At 72.0% G+C, this 23717-nt stretch carries 17 protein-coding genes; 7 read left to right on the top strand and 10 right to left on the bottom strand.

The window, feature by feature from the left end:
- Positions 1-36: 36 nt before the first annotated feature.
- Positions 37-2496, bottom strand: coding sequence for a transglycosylase domain-containing protein (locus MQV74_RS26425; protein ID WP_242722135.1), 2460 nt, complete (start codon positions 2494-2496; stop codon positions 37-39).
- Positions 2497-2829: 333 nt separating this feature from the next.
- Between MQV74_RS26425 and MQV74_RS26420 the strand changes: the two genes are divergently transcribed.
- The 3 genes from MQV74_RS26420 to MQV74_RS26410 are packed head-to-tail and all read left to right on the top strand — an operon-like array spanning position 2830 to position 6481.
- Complete coding sequence (locus MQV74_RS26420; RefSeq protein ID WP_030668264.1) at positions 2830-3357, top strand: PadR family transcriptional regulator; 528 nt, start codon at positions 2830-2832, stop codon at positions 3355-3357.
- Positions 3354-4040, top strand: coding sequence for an ABC transporter ATP-binding protein (locus MQV74_RS26415; RefSeq protein WP_242722120.1), 687 nt, complete (start codon positions 3354-3356; stop codon positions 4038-4040). The genes MQV74_RS26420 and MQV74_RS26415 overlap by 4 nt, the downstream gene beginning before the upstream one ends.
- Positions 4037-6481 (top strand): FtsX-like permease family protein, encoded by a 2445-nt coding sequence (locus MQV74_RS26410; protein WP_374120694.1) that lies wholly within the window; start codon positions 4037-4039, stop codon positions 6479-6481. Before MQV74_RS26415 ends, MQV74_RS26410 begins: the two co-directional genes overlap by 4 nt.
- A 157-nt stretch (positions 6482-6638) precedes the next feature.
- Here the strand turns inward: MQV74_RS26410 and MQV74_RS26405 are convergent, their stop codons facing one another.
- Positions 6639-7577: a LysR substrate-binding domain-containing protein gene (locus MQV74_RS26405; protein WP_242722117.1), complete on the bottom strand. Its 939-nt coding sequence runs from the start codon at positions 7575-7577 to the stop codon at positions 6639-6641.
- A 127-nt stretch (positions 7578-7704) separates the two neighbouring features.
- On the opposite strand from MQV74_RS26405, the gene MQV74_RS26400 reads away from it, so the two are divergent.
- Together MQV74_RS26400 and MQV74_RS26395 are read left to right on the top strand one after the other, a co-directional pair.
- Positions 7705-8259, top strand: coding sequence for a peroxiredoxin (locus MQV74_RS26400; RefSeq protein ID WP_138961561.1), 555 nt, complete (start codon positions 7705-7707; stop codon positions 8257-8259).
- A 2-nt stretch (positions 8260-8261) separates the two neighbouring features.
- The gene (locus tag MQV74_RS26395) at positions 8262-8792 is read left to right on the top strand and encodes an alkyl hydroperoxide reductase (protein WP_172383470.1); all 531 of its coding nucleotides are present in this window, start codon (positions 8262-8264) and stop codon (positions 8790-8792) included.
- A gap of 197 nt (positions 8793-8989) precedes the next feature.
- Here the strand turns inward: MQV74_RS26395 and MQV74_RS26390 are convergent, their stop codons facing one another.
- From MQV74_RS26390 to MQV74_RS26375, 4 genes are all read right to left on the bottom strand, one after another.
- The gene (locus tag MQV74_RS26390) at positions 8990-10642 is read right to left on the bottom strand and encodes an AI-2E family transporter (protein WP_374120693.1); all 1653 of its coding nucleotides are present in this window, start codon (positions 10640-10642) and stop codon (positions 8990-8992) included.
- A gap of 134 nt (positions 10643-10776) precedes the next feature.
- Positions 10777-11535, bottom strand: a complete 759-nt coding sequence (locus tag MQV74_RS26385; RefSeq protein ID WP_242722114.1) for a transglycosylase SLT domain-containing protein — start codon at positions 11533-11535, stop codon at positions 10777-10779.
- Positions 11536-11991: 456 nt separating this feature from the next.
- Entirely contained in the window at positions 11992-13314 is a 1323-nt protein-coding gene (locus MQV74_RS26380) for a PhoH family protein (RefSeq protein WP_242722111.1), read from the bottom strand.
- A 297-nt stretch (positions 13315-13611) separates the two neighbouring features.
- The gene (locus tag MQV74_RS26375) at positions 13612-14373 is read right to left on the bottom strand and encodes an isoprenyl transferase (RefSeq protein ID WP_138961556.1); all 762 of its coding nucleotides are present in this window, start codon (positions 14371-14373) and stop codon (positions 13612-13614) included.
- A 579-nt stretch (positions 14374-14952) separates the two neighbouring features.
- Here MQV74_RS26375 and mgrA point away from each other — a divergent pair.
- Positions 14953-15990, top strand: coding sequence for an L-glyceraldehyde 3-phosphate reductase (gene mgrA, locus MQV74_RS26370; protein WP_242722108.1), 1038 nt, complete (start codon positions 14953-14955; stop codon positions 15988-15990).
- A 323-nt stretch (positions 15991-16313) separates the two neighbouring features.
- The gene (locus tag MQV74_RS26365; RefSeq protein WP_242722105.1) at positions 16314-16676 is read left to right on the top strand and encodes a DUF192 domain-containing protein; all 363 of its coding nucleotides are present in this window, start codon (positions 16314-16316) and stop codon (positions 16674-16676) included.
- 253 nt (positions 16677-16929) lie between these two features.
- Here the strand turns inward: MQV74_RS26365 and MQV74_RS26360 are convergent, their stop codons facing one another.
- From MQV74_RS26360 to eccCb, 4 genes are all read right to left on the bottom strand, one after another.
- The gene (locus MQV74_RS26360) at positions 16930-17304 is read right to left on the bottom strand and encodes a winged helix-turn-helix transcriptional regulator (RefSeq protein WP_242722102.1); all 375 of its coding nucleotides are present in this window, start codon (positions 17302-17304) and stop codon (positions 16930-16932) included.
- Positions 17305-17373: 69 nt separating this feature from the next.
- Positions 17374-18162, bottom strand: coding sequence for a class I SAM-dependent methyltransferase (locus tag MQV74_RS26355; RefSeq protein ID WP_242722099.1), 789 nt, complete (start codon positions 18160-18162; stop codon positions 17374-17376).
- Between the two features lie 39 nt (positions 18163-18201).
- The gene (locus MQV74_RS26350) at positions 18202-19620 is read right to left on the bottom strand and encodes a DUF6177 family protein (RefSeq protein ID WP_242722096.1); all 1419 of its coding nucleotides are present in this window, start codon (positions 19618-19620) and stop codon (positions 18202-18204) included.
- Positions 19617-23711: a type VII secretion protein EccCb gene (gene eccCb, locus MQV74_RS26345; RefSeq protein ID WP_242722093.1), complete on the bottom strand. Its 4095-nt coding sequence runs from the start codon at positions 23709-23711 to the stop codon at positions 19617-19619. Before eccCb ends, MQV74_RS26350 begins: the two co-directional genes overlap by 4 nt.
- Between the last annotated feature and the right edge of the window lie 6 nt (positions 23712-23717).

Here is a 23717-nt window from a genome sequence, read left to right as displayed (position 1 = left end):
GAACCGTGTGGTTCCGGGCACCTTCCGTGTCCGCTGCTACTCGTCCGAGCGCGACGATCTGTCGGCCCGCCGGTCGTCCGGGTCGTCCGGGATCCCGAAGGTGGGCGACGTCGGCGTCGTCGGCGGGGTCGTCGGCGGCTTCGTCGTCGGCTCCGTGGGCGGCGGGGTCGTCGGCGGCTTCGTCGTCGGCGGCTTCGTCGTCGGGGGCTTCGTCGACGGCGGCCTGGTGCTCGGCTTGTCCTTCTCGTCCGGCTCGCTGGGCCGCGTCGCCGGGGTCCGCGGGGCCTGCGTGGTCGGGTCGGGCGGCGGCGCGACGGCGGCACCCATGTCGGTGTCCAGCTTGAACTTGGTGCGCGAGCCGGTCGCCTCGAAGGTGTACGCCGCCCATATCTCGGCCGGGAAGCTGCCGCCGTCGACGCGGGGCTTGCCGCCCGCGCCGCGCATGGACACCTGGGTGCCCCGCTTGACCTCGCCGTCGTCCTTGGGCTGCTCGCCGAACAGGCCGACCGAGGTGACCAGCTTCGGCGTGTAGCCCACGAACCAGGCCGACTTGTTGTCGTCGGACGTACCGGTCTTGCCCGCGACCTGCTGGCCCTTGCGGGTGGGCGCGTCCCGCACGGACGTGCGGGCGGTGCCGTCGTCGACCACGCCGGTGAGCACCGACGTCACCGAGTCGGCCGCGCCCCGGCTGATGACCTGGTCGCCGATCGCGTCCGGCAGGTCCACGGTCCGGTCCCGGTGCTCGACGGACTTCACGAGCCGCGGGGTGACCAGCTTCCCGTGGTTGTCGAGCGTCGCGTAGGCACCGGCCATCTCCAGGGGGCTCGCGCCCATCGTGCCGAGCGTCTGCGCGGGCACGGCGGGCAGGCCCTTGGTGCTCATGCCGAGCTTGCCCGCGACCTCCAGGACCTGGTCCATCTTCACGTCCACGCCCATCTGCGCGAACACGGAGTTGACGGACTTGTTCATCGCGGTCTGCACGGTGACGGGGCCGTACGAGCGGTCGTCCTCGTTCGGCGGCGCGAAGGCGATGTCGCTGCCCTTGACGGGGCGCTCGCTGCGGCCGCTGTAGATCGTGTTCGCCGTGATCGGATCGCCGTCCTGGGTGGTGGCGCCCTTCTCCAGGGCGGCGGCGAGTATCAGCGGCTTGAAGGTGGAGGCGGGCTGGTAGTCGGTACGGGTCGCGTTGTTCCTGAAGTGCTTCAGGTAGTCGCTGCCGCCGTACATCGCGACGATCGCGCCGGTCTTCGGGTTCACGGACACCGCGCCCGCCTGCACGCGCGCGTCGGCCTTGCTCTTCTTCGGGTCGAGGCGGTCGTCGAGCTTGCGCTCGACGGCCTTCTCCAGGGCGCGCTGCTTCTTGCGGTCGATGTTCAGCGTGATGGTGTAGCCGCCCGCCTTGAGCTGCGCCTCGGCCTCGGACTTGGTGTAGCCCTGCTCCACCAGCTGCCGCTGGACGATCTCGTTGGCGAACTGCACCAGATAGCCGGTCTGCCCCTTCATGCCGGGCGCGACCTTCGGCGCGTGCGGGTAGGGGAACTTCAGGCCGTCGCGCTCGCCGGAGTCGAGCCAGCCCTCCCCGACCATGTTGTTCAGTACGTAGTTCCAGCGCTCCTTGACCAGCTTCTTGGCGGTGGGAGTCGCGGTGGCCCAGTCGTAGGAGCTCGGCGCCTGGAGCAGGGCCGCGAGGTAGGCGCCCTGCGAGACGTTCAGCTTCGCGGCGTCGACGCCGTAGTAGGCCTGTGCGGCGGCCTGGATGCCGTACGCGCCGCGGCCGTAGTAGCTGGTGTTGATGTAGCCCGCGAGGATGTCGTCCTTGCTCTTCTCGCGGTCCACCTTCAGCGAGATGACCAGCTCTTTGAGCTTGCGCGTGACGGTCTGTTCCTGCGACAGGTAGTAGTTCTTGACGTACTGCTGGGTGATCGTCGAGCCACCCTGCTTGCCCTTGCCGGAGAGTGTGTTGATCACGCCGCGCGCGGTGCCCTTGAAGTCGATGCCCGTGTCCTTGTAGAAGGACTTGTTCTCGGCGGCGACGAAGGTGCGCTGCACCTCCTTGGGGATCTTCTCAAGGTCGACGATCTCGCGGTTGACCTCGCCGTCGCGGTACAGGACCTCGCCGTCGCTGTACTTGATGATGTTGCTCTGCTTCTTCGCCAGGGCGTTGCCCTTGGGGATGTCCACCACCAGGTAGAGCACGACGAAGCCGAGCATGCCGAGCAGGATGAAGCCGAAGAAATAGCCGAGGAGCTTCTTCCAGGTGAAGAAGCGGCGGATGCCGGTGCGCTTGGGCTTGGACTTGCCGCCGCGCGGGCGCCGCGCCGGGGTGCCGCCGCCGGAGTCGCCGGAGTCGCCGGAGCCTGAGCCGGGCCCGCTGCCCTCCGGTGCGCCCTCGGCGGGGCTCGTACCGGCGTCGGCGGGCGTGCCGCCGGGCGGGCGGCCGCGCGCTGCCCGGCGCGCATCGCGCTGCCGCGCTTTTCGCTCTTCCGCTCGGCCCATGACTGTCGTCGCTCCGCTTCTTCGTCGTATCCGTCTCGTGCCGCTCGTACGCCGCGTACGTCACGTACTGCTCGCACGGGTCAGGTCAGCTCACGAAGCTAACACCGCACCCGAGGACAAAAGGCGCCCAATCCGGTCTTTTCCGGACGTGACAATGAGCACCCGTGCCAGGGGAACCCTTGCCACTCCACCGGAATCGACTCCTCGGAAGCGCGGACGGTTGCCTCCCTTTTCTGCCGGAGTGGTCACACCCGCCGACCCCGGGCCACCCCCGCCCCGGCTACACACTCGACGTATACACACCACGTATACGTGGTGTGTATAGTGCTCCGCATGTCCATCGGTCACACCCTCCTCGGCCTGCTGGAGTCCGGCCCGCGCCACGGCTACGACCTCAAGCGCGCCTTCGACGAGAAGTTCGGGCACGACAAGCCGCTGCACTACGGCCAGGTCTACTCGACCATGTCGCGCCTGCTGAAGAACGGCCTCGTCGAGGTCGACGGCATAGAGGCGGGCGACGGCCCCGAGCGCAAGCGCTACGCCATCACCGAGGCGGGCATCACCGATGTCCAGCGGTGGCTCGCGACGCCGGAGAAGCCGGAGCCGTACCTCCAGTCGACGCTCTACACCAAGGTCGTCCTCGCACTGCTCACGCACCGGGACGCCGCCGACATCCTCGACACCCAGCGGTCCGAGCACCTGCGCATGATGCGCATCCTCACCGACCGCAAGCGCAAGGGCGATCTCGCCGACCAGCTGATCTGCGACCACGCCCTGTTCCACCTCGAAGCCGACCTGCGCTGGCTCGAACTGACAAGTGCGCGCCTCGGCAGGCTCGCCAAGGAGGTGCTCCCCGCATGACCCCCGCCGGTTCCCTGCTCACCGCGCACGGGCTGCGCAAGGCCTACGGGCCCACGACCGCGCTCGACGACGCCGCGTTCTCCATACATCCCGGCGAGGTCGTCGCCGTCATGGGCCCCTCCGGCTCCGGCAAGTCCACGCTCCTGCACTGCCTCGCCGGAATCGTGCGTCCCGACGCGGGCGAAATCTCGTACCACGGCCGCTCATTGACGTCGATGACGGACACCGCACTGAGCGCGCTGCGGCGCAGCGAGTTCGGCTTCGTCTTCCAGTTCGGGCAGCTCGTCCCGGAGCTCACCTGCGTCGAGAACGTGGCGCTCCCGCTGCGGCTCAACGGCGCGAAGCGCAAGGACGCCGAGCGCACCGCCCTGAGCTGGATGGAGCGCCTGGAGGTCGACGACGTGCGCGCCAAGCGGCCCGGCGAGGTCTCCGGCGGCCAGGGCCAGCGCGTCGCCGTGGCCCGCGCGCTCGCCACCAGCCCGCGCGTGATCTTCGCCGACGAGCCCACCGGCGCGCTCGACTCGCTCAACGGCGAGCGCGTGATGGAGCTGCTCACCGACGCCGCCCGGTCCACCAACGCCGCCGTCGTCCTGGTCACGCACGAGACCCGCGTCGCCGCGTACTCCGACCGCGAGATCGTCGTCCGCGACGGCAAGTCCCGGGACATGGAGCGCCTCGTATGAGTACGACGCGGACCAAGCCGGCCGTGGCCGAGACGCCCGCCGCCGCCCCGCACCCCGGCCCCACCGGCGTCCGCGCCTGGGTCCGCGACCTGGCCATGGGCCTGCGCTTCGCAGTCGGCGGCGGCCGGCAGGGCTGGACCCGCACGATCCTCACCGCCGTCGGCGTGGGCCTCGGCGTGGCACTGCTGCTCGGCGCCGCGTCCGTCCCGGACATGCTGAACAAGCGCGACGCCCGCTCCACGGCGCGCACCCCGCTCACCGAGATGAACGGCAAGCAGGTCGAGCCCGGCGACACGACGGTCCTGTCCATCAACGTGAGCACGGACTTCCGCAACTCCGAGATCACCGGGCGCATGCTGCGCGCGGACGGCGCCCACCCGGTGCTCCCGCCCGGCCTCGACGCCCTGCCCAAACCCGGCGAAGTGGTCGTCTCGCCCGCCCTGCGGGACCTGATGAACAGCTCCGGCGGCACCCTCCTCAAGGAGCGCTTCAGCCAGTACCGCCAGGCGGGCACCATCGGCGACGCGGGCCTGATGCACCCCAAGGAGCTGTACTACTACATCGGCTCCGACACCCTGACCAAGGCCGACGGCGCCTACCGCACGCCGTCCTTCGGCTACAAGGAGGCCGCCGAGCCGCTCGACCCGCTCCTGGTCGTCCTCATCGTCCTGATCTGCGTCGTGCTGCTCACCCCGGTGCTCATCTTCATCGGCACCGCGGTCCGCTTCGGCGGTGAGCGCCGCGACCAGCGGCTCGCCGCGCTGCGCCTGGTCGGCGCCGACCGCCGTGCGGTGCGGCGGATCGCGGCGGGCGAGGCCCTGTGCGGGGCACTCCTCGGGCTCGTCGCGGGCGCCGTGTTCTTCCTGCTCGCCCGGCAGCTCGTCGGCATGGTCGACATCTGGAAGGTCAGCGCCTTCCCCTCCGACATGGTGCCGCTGCCCGGGCTCACCGCGCTGATCCTCGTGGCCGTGCCCGTCTCCGCGGTGCTCGTCACCCTGGTGTCGCTGCGCTCGGTCGCCATCGAGCCGCTGGGCGTCGTCCGCAGCTCGGCGCCGCGCAAGCGCCGCCTGTGGTGGCGGCTGCTGCTCCCGGTCCTGGGCCTGGGGATCCTGCTCGGCCAGGAGCGCATCTCGAGCGAGTCCACCACGGCCGACGTGCACGTCTACGTCATCGCCGTCGGCGCGACCCTCGCCCTGGTGGGTCTCGCCACGCTGCTGCCCTGGCTCGTCGAGGCCACCGTGGCCAAGCTGCGCGGCGGGCCCGTGCCCTGGCAGCTGGCCACCCGCCGACTGCAGTTGAGCAGCGGCACGGCGGCCCGCGCGGTCAGCGGCATCACCGTCGCGGTGGCGGGCGCGGTCGCCCTGCAGATGCTCTTCGCGTCCATGCACGACGACTTCAACACCGTCACGGACAACGACCCGCGCCGCGCCCAGCTCAGCGTGAGCTCGTCGCAGGCCAGCGGCGCGCTCGCCCAGCGCATGATCGACGACTTCCGCGCCACCAAGGGCGTCAAGAACGTCATGGGCAGCGTCTCGTCGTACGTCGTCAGGCCCGGAAAGCTGCCGAAGGGCCAGGAGTCCGACGGCTACCGGCCCACCACGGAGCTGCGCGTCGGCACCTGCGAGACGCTGCGCGAACTGGCCCACGTCAAGTCCTGCACCAACGGCGACACGTTCATCGTGCGCTCCGGGGACCGCGAGATGACCGCGCAGGTCGACATGGTGGCCCGCCCCGGCAAGCCGATCGACCTCAACCCCGACTCCTGGTACAGGTACGACGGCAAGCCGCGCGGCAAGCACTCCCCGTGGACGCTGCCGAAGTCGACGCGCACCGTGCAGGCCAGGCCCGACCCGGTGGGCGACGAGTACTACGGCGTCTTCGCGACGCCGCGCGCCCTCGACGTGGACCGCATGGCCGACGCCTCGACCAACGCCATGGTCCAGGTCGACCGGAGCGTGCCGGACGCCGAGGAGTACGTGCGCAACGCCGCGGCCCGCATGGACCCGCTGGTGCGCGTGGGGACCATCGAGATGATGGAACGCGACTCGCAGTACGCGTCCGTCCAGAAGGGCCTGCAGGCCGGGGCCATCGCCACCATGATGCTGATCGCCGCGTCCATGCTGGTGTCGATGCTGGAGCAACTGCGCGAGCGCAAGCGCCTGCTCGCGGCCCTGACCGCCTTCGGCACCCGCCGCACCTCGATGGGCTGGTCGGTCCTGTGGCAGACCGCCATCCCCGTGGCCCTCGGCCTCGCCCTCGCCGTCGTCGGCGGCCTGGCCCTCGGCGCCGTGATGTGCCGCATGATCGCCAAGCAGGTCACGGACTGGCTGGTGTTCATCCCGCTGGCGGGCGCGGGCGCGGTCCTGGTGGCCGTCGTGACGGCCCTGAGCCTGCCGCCGCTGTGGCGGATGATGCGGCCGGACGGCTTGCGCACGGAGTGACGTACGTACGTCATCTGGGGCGGGAGTGACGAACTCCCGCCCCAGGCGCACGAGCGCCCGAAGGGGCGCGGGACTGTGTCCATACACGGCTCCGCCGCGCGGGCGCGCTCAGCCCCGGTCAGCGGCAAGCTGACAGACCACCCCCACCACAGCGGCGCTAAAGCACCCGCACCGGCAGCGGCCGCAGTGCCCCCCGCAGCGCCTCGGCCAGCTCCGCGTACTCCGCGGCCCGGGCCGCGCCCGAGCGCATCGCGAGCGCGACGCGCCGCGTGGGCGCGGGGTCGGCGAAGTACCCGGTGAGCAACTGGCTGCTGCGGCTGGTCTCGACGCGCACGGCGGTCCGCGGAAGGAGCGTCACGCCGAGCCCGCCGGCCACGAGCTGCACCAGGGTGGAGAGCCCGGCGGCGGTCGTGGTGACGGGCGCGTCGGCGCGGCCCGCCTCACGGCAGATGTCCAGGGCCTGGTCGCGCAGGCAGTGGCCCTCGTCGAGGAGCAGCAGGTTCAGCTCCCGCAGCGCCTCGCGGGGGATCCCCTCGCGGCCGCCGAGCCAGTGGTCGAGCGGGGTGACCAGGACGAAGTCCTCGTCGAACAGGGGCAGTTCGGTGACGCCGGGCACCCCGAGCGGCACCGCGAGGAGCAGCAGGTCCAGGCGCCCCGCGGCCAGACCTTCGAGGAGCGACGAGGTCTGCTCCTCGTGCACCTGGAGATCCAGGTCCGGATACTTCTCGTGGACGAGGGCGATCACCGTCGGCAGCAGATACGGGGCCACGGTCGGGATCACGCCGAGCCGGAGCGCGCCCGTGAACGGCGCCTTCACGGCGTCCGCCTCCTCCAGGAGCGCCTCGACCTCGCCGAGGACGGCCTTGGCGCGCACGGCGAGCCGCTCCCCGGCCGGGGAGAGCAGCACCTTGCGGGTGGTCCGCTCCAGGAGCTGGACACCCAGTGCCTCCTCCAGGGCGGAGACGGCGCCGGACAGCGCGGGCTGGCTCATCCCGATCGCCGCGGCGGCGTCCCGGAAGTGCAGATGCTCGGCGACGGCGGCGAAGGCGCGCAGCTGCGCCAGGCTGGGCTGCTTGCCCCTATGTACGGCAGCCACTGATAGCCACCTCCAATCAACGCGACCCAGTGTAGCTATTTCCCTAATCAATGCACCCTGTGCCACGATCGATGAAGTCCAACCCCTCGGAAGCCTCGACCAGGGTTTCCCGCTGCAAGGAGAGCGCGTGCTCACTGTCGGTGACAAGTTCCCCGAGTTCGACCTGACTGCCTGTGTCTCGCTGGAGAAGGGCAAGGAGTTCGAGCAGATCAACCACAAGACCTACGAGGGCAAGTGGAAGATCGTCTTCGCGTGGCCCAAGGACTTCACCTTCGTGTGCCCGACCGAGATCGCCGCCTTCGGCAAGCTGAACGACGAGTTCGCCGACCGTGACGCCCAGGTCCTCGGCTTCTCCGGCGACTCCGAGTTCGTGCACCACGCCTGGCGCAAGGACCACGACGACCTGCGTGACCTGCCCTTCCCGATGCTGGCCGACTCCAAGCACGAGCTCATGCGCGCGCTCGGCATCGAGGGCGAGGACGGCTTCGCGCAGCGCGCCGTCTTCATCGTCGACCAGAACAACGAGATCCAGTTCACGATGGTGACCGCCGGTTCCGTCGGCCGTAACCCCAAGGAGGTCCTGCGGGTCCTCGACGCTCTCCAGACGGACGAGCTGTGCCCCTGCAACTGGAGCAAGGGCGAGGACACCCTGGACGCGGTCGCGCTCCTGGCCGGTGAGTGAGCATGGCCCTCGATGAGCTGAAGGCCGCCGTCCCGGACTACGCCAAGGACCTGAAGCTGAACCTCGGCTCGGTCATCGGCAACTCCGACCTGCCCAAGCAGCAGCTGTGGGGCACGGTGCTCGCCTGCGCGATCGCCTCCCGCTCCGCGCAGGTGCTGCGCGAGTTGGAGCCCGAGGCGAAGGCGAACCTCTCGCCGGAGGCGTACACCGCGGCCAAGTCCGCGGCCGCCATCATGGCGATGAACAACGTCTTCTACCGCACGCGCCACCTGCTCTCCGACCCGGAGTACGGGACGCTGCGCGCGGGCCTGCGGATGAACGTCATCGGCAACCCGGGCGTGGAGAAGGTCGACTTCGAGCTCTGGTCGCTCGCGGTCTCCGCGATCAACGGCTGCGGCATGTGCCTCGACTCGCACGAGCAGGTGCTGCGCAAGGCCGGTGTGGACCGCGAGACGATCCAGGAGGCCTTCAAGATCGCTTCCGTGATCCAGGCCGTCGGCGTCACGCTGGAGTCCGAGGCGCACCTGGCCTAGCGGCTGCGGTGACGCTGCGCCGGGCCGTCGGTCGCCTGCTGGTCCACCGTGGCTGGTCGCGCAGTTTCCCGCGCCCCTTCGGGGCGCTGTCGAAGGGCCCCGCTCGTACCTACGAGCGGGGCCCTTCGGCGTACCGGCAGAGAATCAAGCCCGTCCGGCGTTTGAGGACGAGCGCGTCAGCGCGATGGGGTGGACGGTCAGCCAGAGGAGGGGCGGGTGGGCGGGGAGGGAAGCTGCTCCGGCGCAGGGGCGGTGTCCGCCACCGCTTCGGCCTGGCGCAGGGCCAGTTCCCGGGAGTAGGCACGCAAGTGCCCGACCACCGTGTTCGTCACGGCGACGAGCGGCACGGCCACCACCGCTCCCCCGATCCCGGCCACCATCCCGCCCGCGGCCACGGAGAGCACCACGGCCAGCGGATGCACCCGCACCGCGCGGCCGAGGATGAACGGCTGCAGGATGTGCCCCTCGATCTGCTGCACCGCGAGGACCACCACGAGCGACATCACGGCCGTGAACACGCCCTGCGTGACCAGCGCGACGACGACCGCGAGCGCGCCCGAGATCACCGCGCCCACCAGCGGGATGAACGCGAACAGGAAGATGAAGACGGCCAGCGGCACCGCCATCGGCACGCCCAGGAAGTAGATCCCGAGCCCGATGAAGACCGCGTCGATGAGGGCCACTATCACCGTGCCCCGCACATACGCGGTCAGCGTGCGCCACGCCTGCGGCCCCGCCCCCGCGACGCCGGGCCGGGCCGCGGCGGGCACGAGCCTCAGGAACCACTTCCAGATGCGCGGGCCGTCGTACAGCAGGAAGAGCGTGGAGAACACCGCGAGGAGGATGCCGGTCAGGGCCTCCATGATGACGGTGACGCCTTCGAGGCTCGCGGAGGTGATCTCCTCGGAGTTCGCGCCCACCGCCTCGCGCAGGCTCTTCGCGATGTCGTTGATCTGGTCCTCGGTGACGTGGAAGGGGCTGTTGAGCAGCCACTTGCGCAGGTCCTCGATGCCGTCCTGGATCTGGCTGGAGAGCGTGTCGACGTTCTCCATGACCTGCCAGACCACGAACCAGCCCACAAGGCCCATGATCACGAAGCCGAGTACGGCGGTGACCATCGTGGCGAGCCCGCGCGGCAGGCCGAGCCTGCTGAGCCGGGCCACGGTCGGCTGCAGCAGCGCCGTGATGAGCAGCGCGGCGACGAAGGCGAACACCACGAGCTGGACCGCGCTGATGACCTTCATCAGGACCCAGACGGTGCCCGCGAGCACGAGCAGTCGCCATCCGGCCTCGGCGGCGACCCGCATGCCCCACGGCACGGCGGCCACGGGGTCGGGCCGCGCCGCGATGGCGGGGGCGTAGGCGGGCGGCGCGGGCACGTGGTCCGCGGCCGCGTCCGCGTCGGACGGCTCCTCGTCCCGGCCCTCGGCGTCGGCGCGCGCGTCGGCGGCGTGCCGCACCATGTCGGCGTACCGCTTGCGCAGCGACAGCTTGGGGCCCGCCGGGGCGGGCTCCCCGGTGGGGGCGGTGTCCGCGGGGGCGGGGCGCGCGGCGGGCGCGGAGTCGTCCGCGCGCGCGTGCGTGCCGTCGGGTGTGGCGTCCTCGGCGACTTCGGGGCCGGAGCGCTCAGCGGTCACCCCACGGGCGGAGACACCGGACACGGCAGACGCATCAGGCGTACGAGACGCATCGGATATGGCGGACGCGTCGGACGGCTCGTCCGGTCCGGCCGTGGCCGGCTCCGGTTCGGGGGTGTCCGGGGCGTCCTGGGCACGGCCCGTGTCCAGGCGTTCACCCAGCCTGGTCAGGCCCGCGCCGACGCGTCGGCGCCACCCTGGAACTCGCGACATGATCCGTCCTCTTCCCCCCGCTCATTCCCCACCGGAGCCCCGGTCGTACCCGCTGGGGCGTTCGAACCGACCGTACATGGCGAAGCCCCCCACCGTAGGACGATGAGGGGCTGCGCCAGGTTGAGCGTGATCGCTCAGTACCAGTTGTTCGCCTGCCAGAAGCTCCAGGCTCCGCACGGGCTGCCGTAGCGGTCGTTCATGTAGTTGAGGCCCCACTTGATCTGCGTGGCCGGATTGGTGCGCCAGTCGGCACCCGCCGAGGACATCTTGGTGCCGGGCAGCGCCTGGACGAGGCCGTAGGCGCCGGAGGAGGCGTTGGTGGCGCGGTAGTTCCACGTGGACTCGTGGTTCACGATGTTGCTGAAGCACTGGAACTGGCCCGCGGGGACCATCTGCCGGGCCATCGCCTGGACCTGGGCCACCGTGTAGGAGCTCTGCGGGGCGAAGTCGGAGGCGTCGCGCGAGGAGGAGCGGCTCGCCTTGTTCTCCAGGCGCTCCTTCTCCTGCTGCTTCTTCTTCTCCGCGGCTTCCTTGGCGGCTGCCTTCTTGTCCGCTTCCGCCTGCTTCGCGGCCTTCTGCTTGGCCACGGCGTTCTTGGCGGCCTGGACGCGGGCGGCCTCAGCGGCGGACTTCTTCGCGGCCGAGTCGGCGGCCATCGCCTGGGCGTCGGCCTGCTGCGCCACCGAAGTGGTCTGCACCTGGGCCTGCTCGCCGGCGGGGATGTCTGCGAGGAGAGTCGAGTCGCTGGCCGTCGCCTCGAGGTCGTTCGAGTTCGAGGACGGGGTGTTGCCCGAGGCAACGCCCACGACGGCGCCGACGGTGGTGACCGCGGTGGCCGACGCCACTGCGAATCCCCGGACCGAAATCCGGCTCACACGGTTTCCTTCCAGCATCGCCCGCATAGGTGACCTCGCGGACGCAATCGTGCCCCTGGCGCTGGCCTCCGCTTGCTGATCGGTCACGGGAGGCGCGGGCCCGGTGGACAACTCCCTTGACGGGAGCGCCGCGTGGTGCTCGGGCGGCATACGGCGACCACTATGAAGTTCTGTTGTTCCGTACCGCTGGGGGTACAGGAGTGCCGTATGCGGGGCCTGACAGGACCCAGACTCTGCCGTAGCGGGATGCCGGGAGGCAATTCCGAGTTGCGTGGGAAAGCTCACATCCCGTTTGTCCCAGCAGTTTTACGGAAACACAGACGCACGGGGCCGAGGCCCCACTAGGCTCTCTCGCTCCTCCGATCGCGGCCAACCGCCGCCGCCCCAGGGGCAATTGACCTCACCTCAGCCGTGAACCACAAAAATCCCCCGTTCCACTCGGAACGGGGGATTTTCGCGCTTCGGACGAAACGGTCAGACCTGAGTGTCCTCCAGCATCTCCGTCACCAGGGCCGCGATCTGCGAGCGCTCCGAGCGCGTGAGCGTCACATGGGCGAAGAGCGGATGCCCCTTCAGCTTCTCGATGACGGCGACCACTCCGTCGTACCGCCCGACCCGGAGGTTGTCGCGCTGGGCGACGTCATGGGTGAGGACGACGCGTGAGTTCGCCCCGATCCGGGACAGGACCGTCAGGAGGACGTTCCGCTCCAGGGACTGGGCCTCGTCCACGATGACGAAGGCGTCGTGGAGGGAGCGGCCCCGGATGTGCGTGAGCGGCAGGACCTCCAGCATGCCCCGCGCCGACACCTCCTCGATGACCTCCTTGCCCGCGACCGAGCCGAGCGTGTCGAAGACGGCCTGCGCCCAGGGCCCCATCTTCTCGGCCTCGGTGCCGGGCAGATAGCCGAGCTCCTGCCCGCCCACCGCGTACAGCGGCCGGAAGACCATCACCTTCTGGTGCTGGCGCCGCTCCAGGACGGCCTCCAGGCCCGCGCACAGGGCGAGGGCCGACTTTCCGGTGCCCGCGCGGCCGCCCATCGAGACGATGCCGACGTCCGGGTCGAGGAGCAGGTCGAGCGCGACCCGCTGCTCGGCGCTGCGGCCCTTGAGGCCGAAGGCCTCGCGGTCGCCCCGGACCAGGCGGACGTTGCCCTCGGCCGTGACCCTGCCGAGCGCCTTGCCGCGCTCGGACTGGATGGTCAGGCCGGTGTGCACGGGCAGCTCGGACGCCTCGGGGACGTACAGCGTCTCCGACTCGTAGAGGAGGTCGACCTGCTCACCGGAGAGGGTCAGTTCGGACATGCCGGTCCAGCCGGAGGAGTCCGTGATGGCGAGCTCCGCGCGGTACTCCTCGGCGAGGAGACCGACGGAGGACGCCTTGATCCGCAGTGGCAGGTCCTTCGAGACGACGGTGACGTCGTATCCCTCGGCCTGGAGGTTGCGGGCCACGGCGAGGATCCGCGAGTCGTTGTCGCCCAGGCGGTAACCGGCCGGGAGCACGCCGGGATCGGAGTGGTTGAGCTCGACGCGCAGCGTCCCGCCCAGGCTGCCGATCGGGATGGGCGCGTCCAGGCGCCCGTACCGGATGCGGAAGTCGTCGAGCAGGCGCAGGGCCTGCCGGGCGAAGTAGCCGAGTTCGGGATGGTGGCGCTTGGCCTCTAGCTCCGTCACTACGACGATCGGCAGCACCACTTCGTGCTCGTCGAAACGCGCGAGCGCGTTCGGGTCGGCGAGCAGGACGCTGGTGTCGAGAACATAGGTGCGCCGGCCTTGCTGGCGCTTCGTGCTGGTCACCACGGAAGGACGTACCCCCTCGGATGAGGTCGGGGAGCGACGGAGGGAACTGGGCCGGTGTGCGGCCCCCATGCGCGGGCCGGGCACCGGCCCTCCGTGTCGTCCGCGCTCACCGCGCGGTCGTCCTTGCGCAAAGGGCCTCCCGGGCGGACGGCCCCGTGCCGCCCGCTGAGATACGGCGCCCGTGAATCGGACGCCGACCTGGAAGGCTTATTCCCTCGAACAAGCGCAGCCATGCCATGGCATATGACGGCGCGTTGGTTAACTCCCGGTTACCGAGTCCTCAGTCCACCCGGTTCGTCATCCACCGTAACGGCGGTGGCGCGCGGCGTAATCACGCAGCGCACGCAGGAAGTCCACCTTCCGGAACGCCGGCCAGAAGACTTCGCAGAAGTAGTACTCGGAGTGAGCGGACTGCCAGAGCATGAAGCCGGAGAGGCGCTGTTCACCACTCGTCCGGATCACCAGGTCGGGGTCCGGCTGGCCGCTGGTGTAGAGGTGCTTGGAGATCTGTTCGACGTCGACGCTGTCGGCGACGTCCTCGATGGAGGTGCCGCGCTCGGCGTGGTCGAGCAGCAGGGAGCGGACGGCGTCGGCGATCTCCTGGCGGCCGCCGTAGCCGACGGCGACGTTGACGAGTATCCCCGTGTTGGTGTCGGTGGCCTGCTCGGCCTCCTTCAGGACCCGCTGGGTGCGGCCCGGCAGCAGGTCGAGGGTGCCCACGTGGTGCACGCGCCAGCGGCCGTCGGCCGCGAGGCTGCGGACCGTCTCCTCGATGATGCCGACGAGCGGGACGAGCTCCTCGTCGGGACGGTCGAGGTTGTCCGTGGACAGCATCCACAGCGTGACGACCTCGACGTCGGTCTCGGCGCACCAGCCGAGGAACTCCTCGATCTTGTACGCGCCCGCCTGGTGGCCCTGCGCGGTGGTGCCGCCGGAGGCCTTCGCCCAGCGGCGGTTGCCGTCGAGGATGACGCCGATGTGCTTGGGCACCTGCGCGTGGTCGAGGCGGCCCTCCACCCGGTGTGCGTACAGCCGGTACACCAGGTCGCGCAAGCTCACGAGATTCCACCTCTCACGAAAGACGGCCGCTGCCCCGGGGGCCGACCGGCCGGGGGGCCCTGGGGGCCCGACGGCAGCCCCCGAAGCCGAAAGGGTACCGCTGCGCGGGCGGTCCCTCGGCCCGGGTGCCGTTACGGACGGGAGAAAGAGGGGTAAGAGGCGCACCGGCCCGCCCTCCCCCACGCCCGCGTGAAGGCGGGCGCGAGGGAGGGGGGTTGGGACACACGGGACGCCCACCAGGCCCGCCCCGGCGCACATGAACGAACACACGGGTCGCCCCGCCAGGCCCGCCCGGCGCGCACGGACGAAGGCGCGGGACGCCCCCACAAGCCCGTCCGGCGTTTGAGGACGAGGCCGCAGGCCGAAGATCAAGCCCGTCCGGCGTTTGAGGACGAGGCCGCAGGCCGATACCGGCCGGGCGGCGGCCAAGCCCACAAGCGGCCAAGCCCACAGGCGGCCAAGCCCACAAGCGGCCAAGCCCACAGGCGGCCAGGCCCACAGGCGGCCGGGCCAGGCCCGGGGTGAAGGCCCGGGCCCCACAGCCCGCCCGAGCCAAACGCAGTGGCGTAGCTTCGTTCCATGAACGACATCTCCCCCTACGCCGCCGCCCCCGGCCGCTACGACACGATGGAGTACCGCCGCACCGGCAGGAGCGGCCTGCGGCTCCCGGCGGTCTCGCTCGGCCTCTGGCACAACTTCGGCGACGACCGCACGCTCGACTCCCAGCGCGCGATCCTGCGCCGCGCCTTCGACCTGGGCGTCACCCACTTCGACCTGGCGAACAACTACGGCCCGCCGCCCGGCAGCGCGGAGCTGAACTTCGGCAAGCTCTTCGCCCAGGACTTCGCCCCCTACCGGGACGAGCTGATCGTCTCGACCAAGGCGGGCTATCTGATGCACCCCGGCCCGTACGGCGAGTGGGGTTCCCGCAAGTACCTGCTGTCCTCGCTCGACGCCTCGCTGCGGCGCATGGGCCTGGACCACGTCGACGTCTTCTACTCGCACCGCTTCGACCCGGACACCCCGCTGGAGGAGACCATGGGCGCCCTCGCGTCCGCGGTCCAGCAGGGCAAGGCGCTGTACGTCGGCGTCTCCTCGTACACCAGCGAGCAGACCGCCGAGGCCGCGCGGCTGCTGCGCGAGATGGGAGTCCGTCCGCTCATCCACCAGCCCTCGTACTCGATGATCAACCGCTGGACCGAGGACGACGGCCTGCTCGACACCCTGGAGTCGGAGGGCATGGGCTGCATCTCCTTCGTGCCGCTCGCGCAGGGCCTGCTGACCGACAAGTACCTGAAGGGCATCCCCGAGGGCTCGCGCGCGACCCAGGGCAAGTCGCTCGACCCCGGGCTCCTCAGCGACGAGGTCGTACGCCGCCTCAATGGCCTGAACGACATCGCGGCGCGGCGCGGCCAGTCGCTCGCGCAACTGGCGCTGAACTGGGTGCTCCGGGACGAGCGCATGACGTCGGCGCTCATCGGCGCGTCCAGCGTGCGGCAGCTGGAGGAGAACGTGGCGGCCCTGTCCGGGCCGAAGCTCACGGAGGCGGAGCTCCAGGAGATCGACACCTTCGCGGTGTCGACGCCGGGGACGAACATCTGGGCCGGTCGGAGCTGACGGCGCGGTCCGGCGCGCGGCCCCGCGCCCGGCCTCACGGCCGTGGCGCGGGCGGCCGCCGCGCGGCCAAAAGAAACGGGCCGGTCCGTGGGGGGGGAGACGGACCGGCCCGAGGGGGGGTTTCCACCATAACCCTTCGTAAGTGCTTCGCGGTGCATCGGCGTGCCACAACTACTCTCCGAAACCGCCCGGCGACTGCTTGGCCCCCATTCCCCACCGGTTTCCGGCCCTCGCGGCGGGATCCGACCGGCGGAGGCGGTAGCTCCGACGGGTGACGCGCGTGCGGGGCGCGCGCTTGACGCGCCGGGCGCTAGCGTCGCGCCATGGCGACGTTGACGGTGCCCGGCTCCGGGAGCCCCTTCGCGGTCCCCCTGGAGGTGGCGCGCTCGCCCCGCGCGCGGCGGCGCGGGCTGCTCGGCCGCAACGGCCTCCGGGGCGCCCTGCTGCTGCCGCGTACGAGCGCGGTGCACACGCTGGGGATGCGGTTCGCGGTGGACGTGGCGTACCTGGACCGGAGGTCTCGTGTGCTCGCGGTGCGGACGATGCGGCCCGGCCGGGTGGGCCTGCCCCGGCTCCGGGCCCGGCGCGTGCTTGAGGCGGAGGCCGGAGCGATGGCGGGGTGGGGGGTCCGCAGGGGCGTGCGCCTGGTGGTGGACCTGGACGGACCGGCGCGGAACGGCGCCTAGGAGCACGGTGGGGCGCTCGCCCTCGGACAGAGCGCGCACGAGGCCGCGCAGCCCCCTCCACTGCGCGGCACCCGCCCCGCGCAGCTTTGCGCACGCGAATTAGCGTTGGTCTGAACTTACGTGAGTCCGGCGATCGAATCGAGCCGGTGTGCAGAACAATCGATAACAATGTTGAATCGACGGCTGCGGCGCACCGGAGTCGCCCCGAATTGCCCGAATTGCCGTATGGGGCACCGGGCTTCGGGGCCGGGCTTCAGGCGCCGCGCGCGACCGCGGCGGCGGCCTTGGCCTCCTGGTTGGCGACCAGGTGCGCCATGTTCGCGTCGCCCCACAGACCGAGCGGCTCCAGGGCCCGGTTCAGGGACTGGCCGAGGTCGGTGAGGGAGTACTCCACCTTGGGCGGCACCTCTCGGTAGACCTCGCGGTGCACGATGCCGTCCGTCTCCATCTCCCGCAGCTGCTGGATCAGCATCTTCTCGCTGACACCGGGGACGTGCCGCCGCAGTTCCCCGAACCGCAGGGTGCCCCCCGCGTACAGCGCCCACAGGATCAGGGGCTTCCACTTGCCGCCCACGACGTCCACGGCCGCGTCCAGACCGCACGCGTACGGTCCCTTGCCCTTCGCCATGCGCCAACTCCTCGTCCGGGTACGGCCACTGCCTCACTTACCGGATCGACAGTACCGCCGCAGGGCGGGTCAGCGCTTGCGCGCGTCGAAGAGGTGCCGGGTGCTGTGGGCCACGAACGGTCCTTCCTCCCGGATCAGCTCGTGCAGCTCGCGCAGGCGCGGCCGGTACGCGTCGACGGTGAACCCGGGCACCATCCACACCACCTTCCGCAGGAAGTGGACGACGGCCCCGACGTCGAAGAACTCCATCCGCAGCCGCTCGGCGCGCAGCGACACCACGTCGAGCCCGGCGGCCTCGGCCGCGGCCCGCTCGCCCTCGGGGTCGCGGGCGTTCCTGACCGCCGCGGGCTGCTCCCCCAGGAAGTACTCGACGAGCTCGAACACGCTGCTCGGGCCCACGTGCTGGGCGAAGTACGTCCCGCCGGGCCGCAGCACCCGCGCGATCTCGGCGAAGTGCGGCGTGACCGGATGCCTGCTCGTGACCAGGTCGAAGGCGCCGTCGGCGAACGGCAGCGGTGCGTCCTCGGCCGAGGCCACGACGACCGCGCCGCGCGGGTGAAGGAGCGCCGTCGCCTTCGCCACGTTCGGCGCCCACCCCTCCGTGGCCACGGCGACCGCGGGCAGCGAGGGCGCGGACGCCAGCACCTCCCCACCCCCCGTCTGCACATCGAGCGCGGCCTCCGCCCTCCCCAGCCGCTCCCCCATGGCCCGCGCATATCCCCACGAGGGCCGCGCCTCGGTGGCCCGGCCCTGGAACCAGGAGAAGTCCCAGCCTTGGGTGGGGGCGGCTTCGGCCTCGGCGACCAGGTCGTCGAACGTACGGGAACCGGTGGGCGCGCTGTGACGGGAGGTGCTCATGCTCCGATGCTCTCAAGCACGGCTCCGCCCTGCCAGGAATTACGTACGGGCCGCCGAGAGGTGCCGGGTGAGCCGGTCGACATCGGCCCAGGCGGCGGGGTCCGCGCCGTCGCCGAAGCGGTAGTGCAGCGCGGGCTCGGCCGCGGGCCCGAACGCGGTGGGCCAGAGCGGCAGCGGCGGGCGGCGGGCGTGGGCGACGCCGACCGCACGGACGTCGGCGGCGCCCAGGGTGAAGGAGACGGGTGCGGGCGGGTGCTCCAGCTGGGCGGGGGCCGTGAGGTCGGCGCGGGCCGGGTGCAGCGTGACGAGCAGGGAGCGCAGACCGTGCCGGGCCACGAGCGCCTCGGCGAGCGGCTCGATCGCGTCCAGGGGCGCCGGTGTGCCGGCGGCGAGCCCGAGGGCGAGGGTGACCTCCTGGGCGAGGCCGGTGCTCGTGCGCTGGACGCGGAGGGTGGCGAGCGCGGGCCGGTCCGGGTGGCCGACGGCGAGCAGATGGCTGGGGTCCGGTGCGCGGTCGCGGGCCAGCGCGGTCAACTGCCGGGGCGACCAGGGCAGGTTGATGGGCTCGGCGGTGCCCCACCCCGCGGGGGCGGCGCCGGTGAGGTGCCGCCAGGCCGCCTCCAGGCCGCGGCCCAGGACGAGGTCGGGCGCCGGGGCGTGGTGGGTGCGGAAGGAGACGGTGAGCTGCCGCTCGGCGGTGGACCCGGTCGGCCTGAAGGCCTTCGCCACGGCGGGGCCGCCGTCCTGGTCGAGGGCGGGGGCGAAGGTGCCGTCCTGCCAGCGCAGCACGGCTCCGGACAGGCCGTCGTAGTAGCCGTCGTCGGGGTCCTGGACCACCCAGCGGTTCGGCGGGCCGGTGAGGGCCGTGCGCAGGGGCAGGCTCAGGCGGGCGTGCGGGGGCGTGACGATGTGCAGGGCGCGGCCGGAGGCGACGGTGGCGCGCAGCACGTCGGAGAGCCACGCGGTCAGCGCGACGACGGGCCGGTCGACGATGACGACGGCCGTGGAATCGGTGAGCACGTCGACAGCGGGCAGGGCGCCCTCGGGGGCCGGAGTGGCCGTGATCCCGCCGTCGTCGGGGGTGTCGACCACCCGTACGGTGGTGGCGCCCGGGGGCCAGCAGGTGCCGCCGAGCAGCAGCGTGAGACGGCCGCAGAACGACCCGGCGAGGTCCTCGGCCTCCGGTACCGCCGTCGACGCGCGGGCCTCGGTCCACCAGAACGGCACCTCGGGCACGGCCACCCGGGAGCCGAGGAGGCGCTCGGCCTCGCCCGGGGTGTGGACGATGACGGGTGCCTCGACCGACACCAGCCGTCGGCCCGTCGGCGTGCACAGATGGATGACCGCGTCGTCGGCACTCGTGGTCACGCCCAGGTCCGGTCCGCCCGCGTGGAGTCCGGCCAGGAGGGCCATCGGGTCGGGCATCTCGGGCGTCAGGGCGATGACGTCCTTGGTCACGGCGTCTCCTCGGCGGAGGTGTGCGGGGTCAGGGCCGTCTGGATGAGCCGGGGGCGGTGCCCGCGGCGGATGAGGGTGCCCCGGCCGGGGGGTTGCGGGGAGGGGTGGACCCCGGGGAAGAGCTGGCCTTCGCCGCGGTCGCCGGTCATCAGCAGGGAGGTGGCGCCGGTCTCGCGCAGGGCGGTCAGGAAGGGCTCGTACAGGGCGCGGGAGGCCCCGGCGGCGCGTCGGGCCACGACGAAGTGCAGGCCGATGTCCTGGGCCGAGGAGACATAGGGGAGGAAGGGCGCCAGGGGCTGCTGGCCCGCGGTGGTGAGGATGTCGTAGTCGTCGACGAGGATGACGATGCGCGGGCCGGTGAAGGCGGGGTCGCCGGTGTCGGGCAGGTCGGGGTCCGCGGTGTCCGGGAGGCGCTTGTCGAGCTCGCCCGCGATGCCGGTGGCGAGCGCGGCCGCGAGCTTGGCGTTGTGGGCGTAGCCGCCGCGGTAGGGCTCGGGGACGTGGCCGCGCAGGCCGCGGCGGGGGTCGAAGACGCCGAACACGACCTCCTTGTCCCCGTACCGCGCGATGAGCTGCCGGGTGATGAGCTTCAGCAGGTTGGTCTTGCCGCACTCGTTGTCGCCCAGGACCAGCAGGTGCTGGTCGCGGTCGAAGAGGTCGAGGCGGACGGGGCCGAGGGTGTCCTGGTCGACGCCGATCGGCAGGCGGTCCGGCTCGGCGGTGGGCGGGGGCAGCTGCGCGGCGGACAGGCCGAGCGGCAGCACGCGGACGGGGGCGGCGGGTTCGCCGTGCCAGGTGGCCGCGACCGTGCGGGCCGAGGCCTCCAGGGCGGCGGCGAGGTCGCTCGTCCCGGTGCCGCCGTCGGTGCGGGGCAGCGCGGTCTGCGCGAAGAGCTTGCCGTCGGTCAGGGCCCGGCCGGGGGTGCCCGCCGTGACCGTCTCCGCGAGCTTGCGGTCGACCGTGGAGTCGGTGGGGTCGTTGAGGCGCAGCTCGACGCGTGTGCCGAACAGGGACTGGGTGGCGATGCGGACGTCGTTCCAGCGCAGCATGCCCGCGACGACGTGGATGCCGTAGCCGCCGCCGCGCCTGAGCAGCTCGGCGACGGCCTCGTCGAGGTCGTCGAACTCCTCGCGCAGCGCGCCGAACCCGTCGACGAGCAGGACGAGGTCCGTGGAGCCGAGCTCGGGCAGCGCCCCCTCGGCGCGCATCCGCCGCAGCTGGTCCAGGGAGTCGATGCCGTGCTCGCGGAACAGCTCCTCGCGCAGGGCGAGCTGGGCGGTCATCTCGGCGACGGTACGGGCGAGGCGCTCGCGGTCGGCGCGGGACGCGACGCCCCCGACGTGCGGCAGGCCCGCCAGCGCCGTGAGCCCGCCGCCGACCAGGTCGAGGCCGTACACGGCGACCTCGGCGGGGGTGTGGGTGAGGGCGAGCGCGAGCGTCAGCGTGCGCAGCAGCGTGGTCTTGCCGGACTGCGGGCCGCCGATGACGGCCACGTGGCCGCCCGCGACGTTCAGGTCGAGCGTCCACAGCCCCTGCCACTGCTCGGCCGGGTCGTCCAGGACGCCGAGCGGCACGCACAGGTGTCCGCCGGACCGGGTGAGGTGCAGACCGCGCTCGGAGACGCCGAGCGGTCCGGCCGCGGCGTCCAGGGCGACGGCGTCGGGCAGCGGCGGCAGCCAGATGCGGCGCACGGGCGGGGCGGCGGTGGCGAGCTGGTCGACCATCGTGGACATGACGGTGGGGCCGGTCTCCCGCTCACGCCCGCCGTCCTCCCGCGGGGCGCCCCCGTCCCGCGCGGGCGCGTTGAAGGCGGAGTAGACCCAGGCGCGGGGCCGCTCGTCGGCGGCGTCCGGCAGGGCGGGGCCGCGCCGGGCCCCGGACACGTACCCGGCCTTGAAGCGCGTGTACGTGGACGTGTCCACCTTCAGATAGCCGAAGCCGGGCAGCGGCGGCAGCTGGAAGGCGTCCACCGTGTCCAGGACGGTCCGCGACTCGTCCGCGGAGAACGTACGCAGCCCGAGACGGTAGGACAGATACGTCTCCAGGCCCTTGAGCTTGCCGCTCTCGATGCGCTGGCTCGCCAGCAGCAGATGGACGCCGATCGACCGCCCGATGCGGCCGATGGACAGGAAGAGGTCGATGAAGTCCGGCTTGGCGGTGATGAGTTCGCCGAACTCGTCGATGACCACGAACAGGTGCGGCAGCGGCTCCAGGCCCCGGCCCGGCTCCTTCGCGCGCAGCGCGGCGTAGTGCCCGATGTCGGCGACGTTGCCCGCGTCCTTCAGGACCCGCTGACGGCGCTTGACCTCACCGGCGAGGCTGGTGTGGACGCGCTCGACGAGGTCGGCCTGGTTCTCCAGGTTCGTGATCACTCCGGCGACGTGCGGCAGGCCGGTGAACGGGGCGAAGGTCGCGCCGCCCTTGTAGTCGACGAGGACCATCGCCAGGTCCTCGGGCGCGTGCGTGGCCGTCAGGGCGAGGACGAGCGTGCGCAGCAGCTCGCTCTTGCCCGACCCGGTGGCCCCCACGCACAGCCCGTGCGGCCCCATCCCGAGCTCGGCGGACTCCTTCAGGTCGAGCAGCACCGGCTCGTGCCGGTCGTCGAGACCGATGGGCACGCGCAGGAAGTCCCGCTCCCCGCGGGGCGCCCACAGCTCACCGAGGTCCAGCTCGGCGGGGTCCCCGACCCCGAGCAGGGCGGGAAAGCCGACCGGGCCGGAGACGGGGGTGCCTTCGGCGGCGGATTCGGGGGTGAGGCGGAGGGGGGCGAGGAGCCGGGCGAGGCCTTCGGCGCCCGCGGCACTCACCTCGTCGGCGAGGCCGTGGGCGGCGGGGCCCTGGCCGGGCGGCGGGGAGACGGCGGAGGCGTGGGGCGCGGACGCGTGGACAGGGGCGGGGCGGACAGCGGTGGCGTGGGCGGCGGACGCCTCGGGGAGGCGCAGGTCCTCGACCCCGACGTGGTCCCCGTCGACGGTGACGCGCACGCTGACCTCGTCCGGCTCGTGCACCTGCTCCTGGAGGAGATGCAGCACCGTGACGCCCATCTCCGAGAGCCCCACGGCCGCGTCCGGGCGCGGCAGTTCGGCCGCCGTCCCGCCGTACTCGTCGCTGACCACGAGCATCCGGTCGCTCATGCGCAGCGCCCGCCGGTCCGAGAGTCCGCGCCGCACCTCGGCGGCGTAGGCGGCCCGGCGCCGCAGGTCACCCGCGCACAGCTCGGCCAGCCGGTCGAGGTCGGGGGCCATGCGCCGGGCGGCGACCGGCTCCGGGCCCTCGGCAGCGTCCTCGGCCAAGGTGTGGGGCAGCCACTTGACCCACTCCCAGTCGTCGAGCCGCTCGCCCGGGACCGCGAACGCGAGCGCCACGTCGTCCGGGGCGTGCGTCACGGCCGTCTGCACGAGCAGGGCGCGGGCCACGCGCAGTACGCCGTCCCGGTCACCGATCACGCTCACGTTGCCCGCCCGGTCGAGGGGCACGGTCAGCGGGAAGTCCGGCGCCACGGTGAACCGCGCCTGCAGGGCGCGCGCTTCGTTGAGCATGAACGGATCGGGTGGCGTCAGCACGCCGCTCCCGCTGTTCTGTCCGATCACGATGTCCTGCGCGGGGACGTCACCGGTGCCGACGCGCACGTCCAGGAAGTCGGCGTCGGCGCGGCGGCGCTCCCACAGCCGCGCCGGGTCGCGCACGAGGTCGTACAGGGCCTGTGGCGGCGGATTCAGCAGCCGGGCCCGCTGCCGCGACTCCCGCTCGGCGGCACCGAGTCCGTGCCGCTGCTCCTCCACGTACTCCAGATACCGCTCGCGCTGCGTACGCCGTGTGCGCTGGGCCTTGCCGCGCTGCGACAGGAACAGGGCGACGGCGCCGAGCAGCGCGAACACGAGCACCACCGCGCCGAGCGCGGCGAACTGGCTGGAGCGGATCACGGTCATCATCACGACCGAGCCCATGACTCCGGCCATGGGCAGCAGGGCGGTGGCGGCGTTGCCGAGCTTGCCTTCGGGCAGGTTCGGGGGTGGTTCGATGACGTGCTGGACGGCGGACGCCGGGGGCCGCGTGGAGCGCGCCGGACGGTGAACGAGGCGGTGGGTCATCGCGTA

Source organism: Streptomyces sp. AN091965 (genome assembly GCF_022698285.1).
GTDB lineage: Bacteria > Actinomycetota > Actinomycetes > Streptomycetales > Streptomycetaceae > Streptomyces.
The sequence above is the reverse complement of the archived record's forward strand: the minus strand, read 5'-3'. Positions and strand labels throughout refer to the sequence as shown.

Bases quoted from the DNA above. Each gene is read 5' to 3' on its own strand.
- MQV74_RS26425 (WP_242722135.1), bottom strand. From the start codon at position 2,496: ATGGGCCGAGCGGAAGAGCGAAAAGCGCGGCAGCGCGATGCGCGCCGG.
- MQV74_RS26420 (WP_030668264.1), top strand. From the start codon at position 2,830: ATGTCCATCGGTCACACCCTCCTCGGCCTGCTGGAGTCCGGCCCGCGC.
- MQV74_RS26415 (WP_242722120.1), top strand. From the start codon at position 3,354: ATGACCCCCGCCGGTTCCCTGCTCACCGCGCACGGGCTGCGCAAGGCC.
- MQV74_RS26410 (WP_374120694.1), top strand. From the start codon at position 4,037: ATGAGTACGACGCGGACCAAGCCGGCCGTGGCCGAGACGCCCGCCGCC.
- MQV74_RS26395 (WP_172383470.1), top strand. From the start codon at position 8,262: ATGGCCCTCGATGAGCTGAAGGCCGCCGTCCCGGACTACGCCAAGGAC.
- MQV74_RS26390 (WP_374120693.1), bottom strand. From the start codon at position 10,642: ATGTCGCGAGTTCCAGGGTGGCGCCGACGCGTCGGCGCGGGCCTGACC.
- MQV74_RS26385 (WP_242722114.1), bottom strand. From the start codon at position 11,535: ATGCTGGAAGGAAACCGTGTGAGCCGGATTTCGGTCCGGGGATTCGCA.
- mgrA (WP_242722108.1), top strand. From the start codon at position 14,953: ATGAACGACATCTCCCCCTACGCCGCCGCCCCCGGCCGCTACGACACG.
- MQV74_RS26365 (WP_242722105.1), top strand. From the start codon at position 16,314: ATGGCGACGTTGACGGTGCCCGGCTCCGGGAGCCCCTTCGCGGTCCCC.
- MQV74_RS26360 (WP_242722102.1), bottom strand. From the start codon at position 17,304: ATGGCGAAGGGCAAGGGACCGTACGCGTGCGGTCTGGACGCGGCCGTG.
- MQV74_RS26355 (WP_242722099.1), bottom strand. From the start codon at position 18,162: ATGAGCACCTCCCGTCACAGCGCGCCCACCGGTTCCCGTACGTTCGAC.
- eccCb (WP_242722093.1), bottom strand. From the start codon at position 23,711: ATGACCCACCGCCTCGTTCACCGTCCGGCGCGCTCCACGCGGCCCCCG.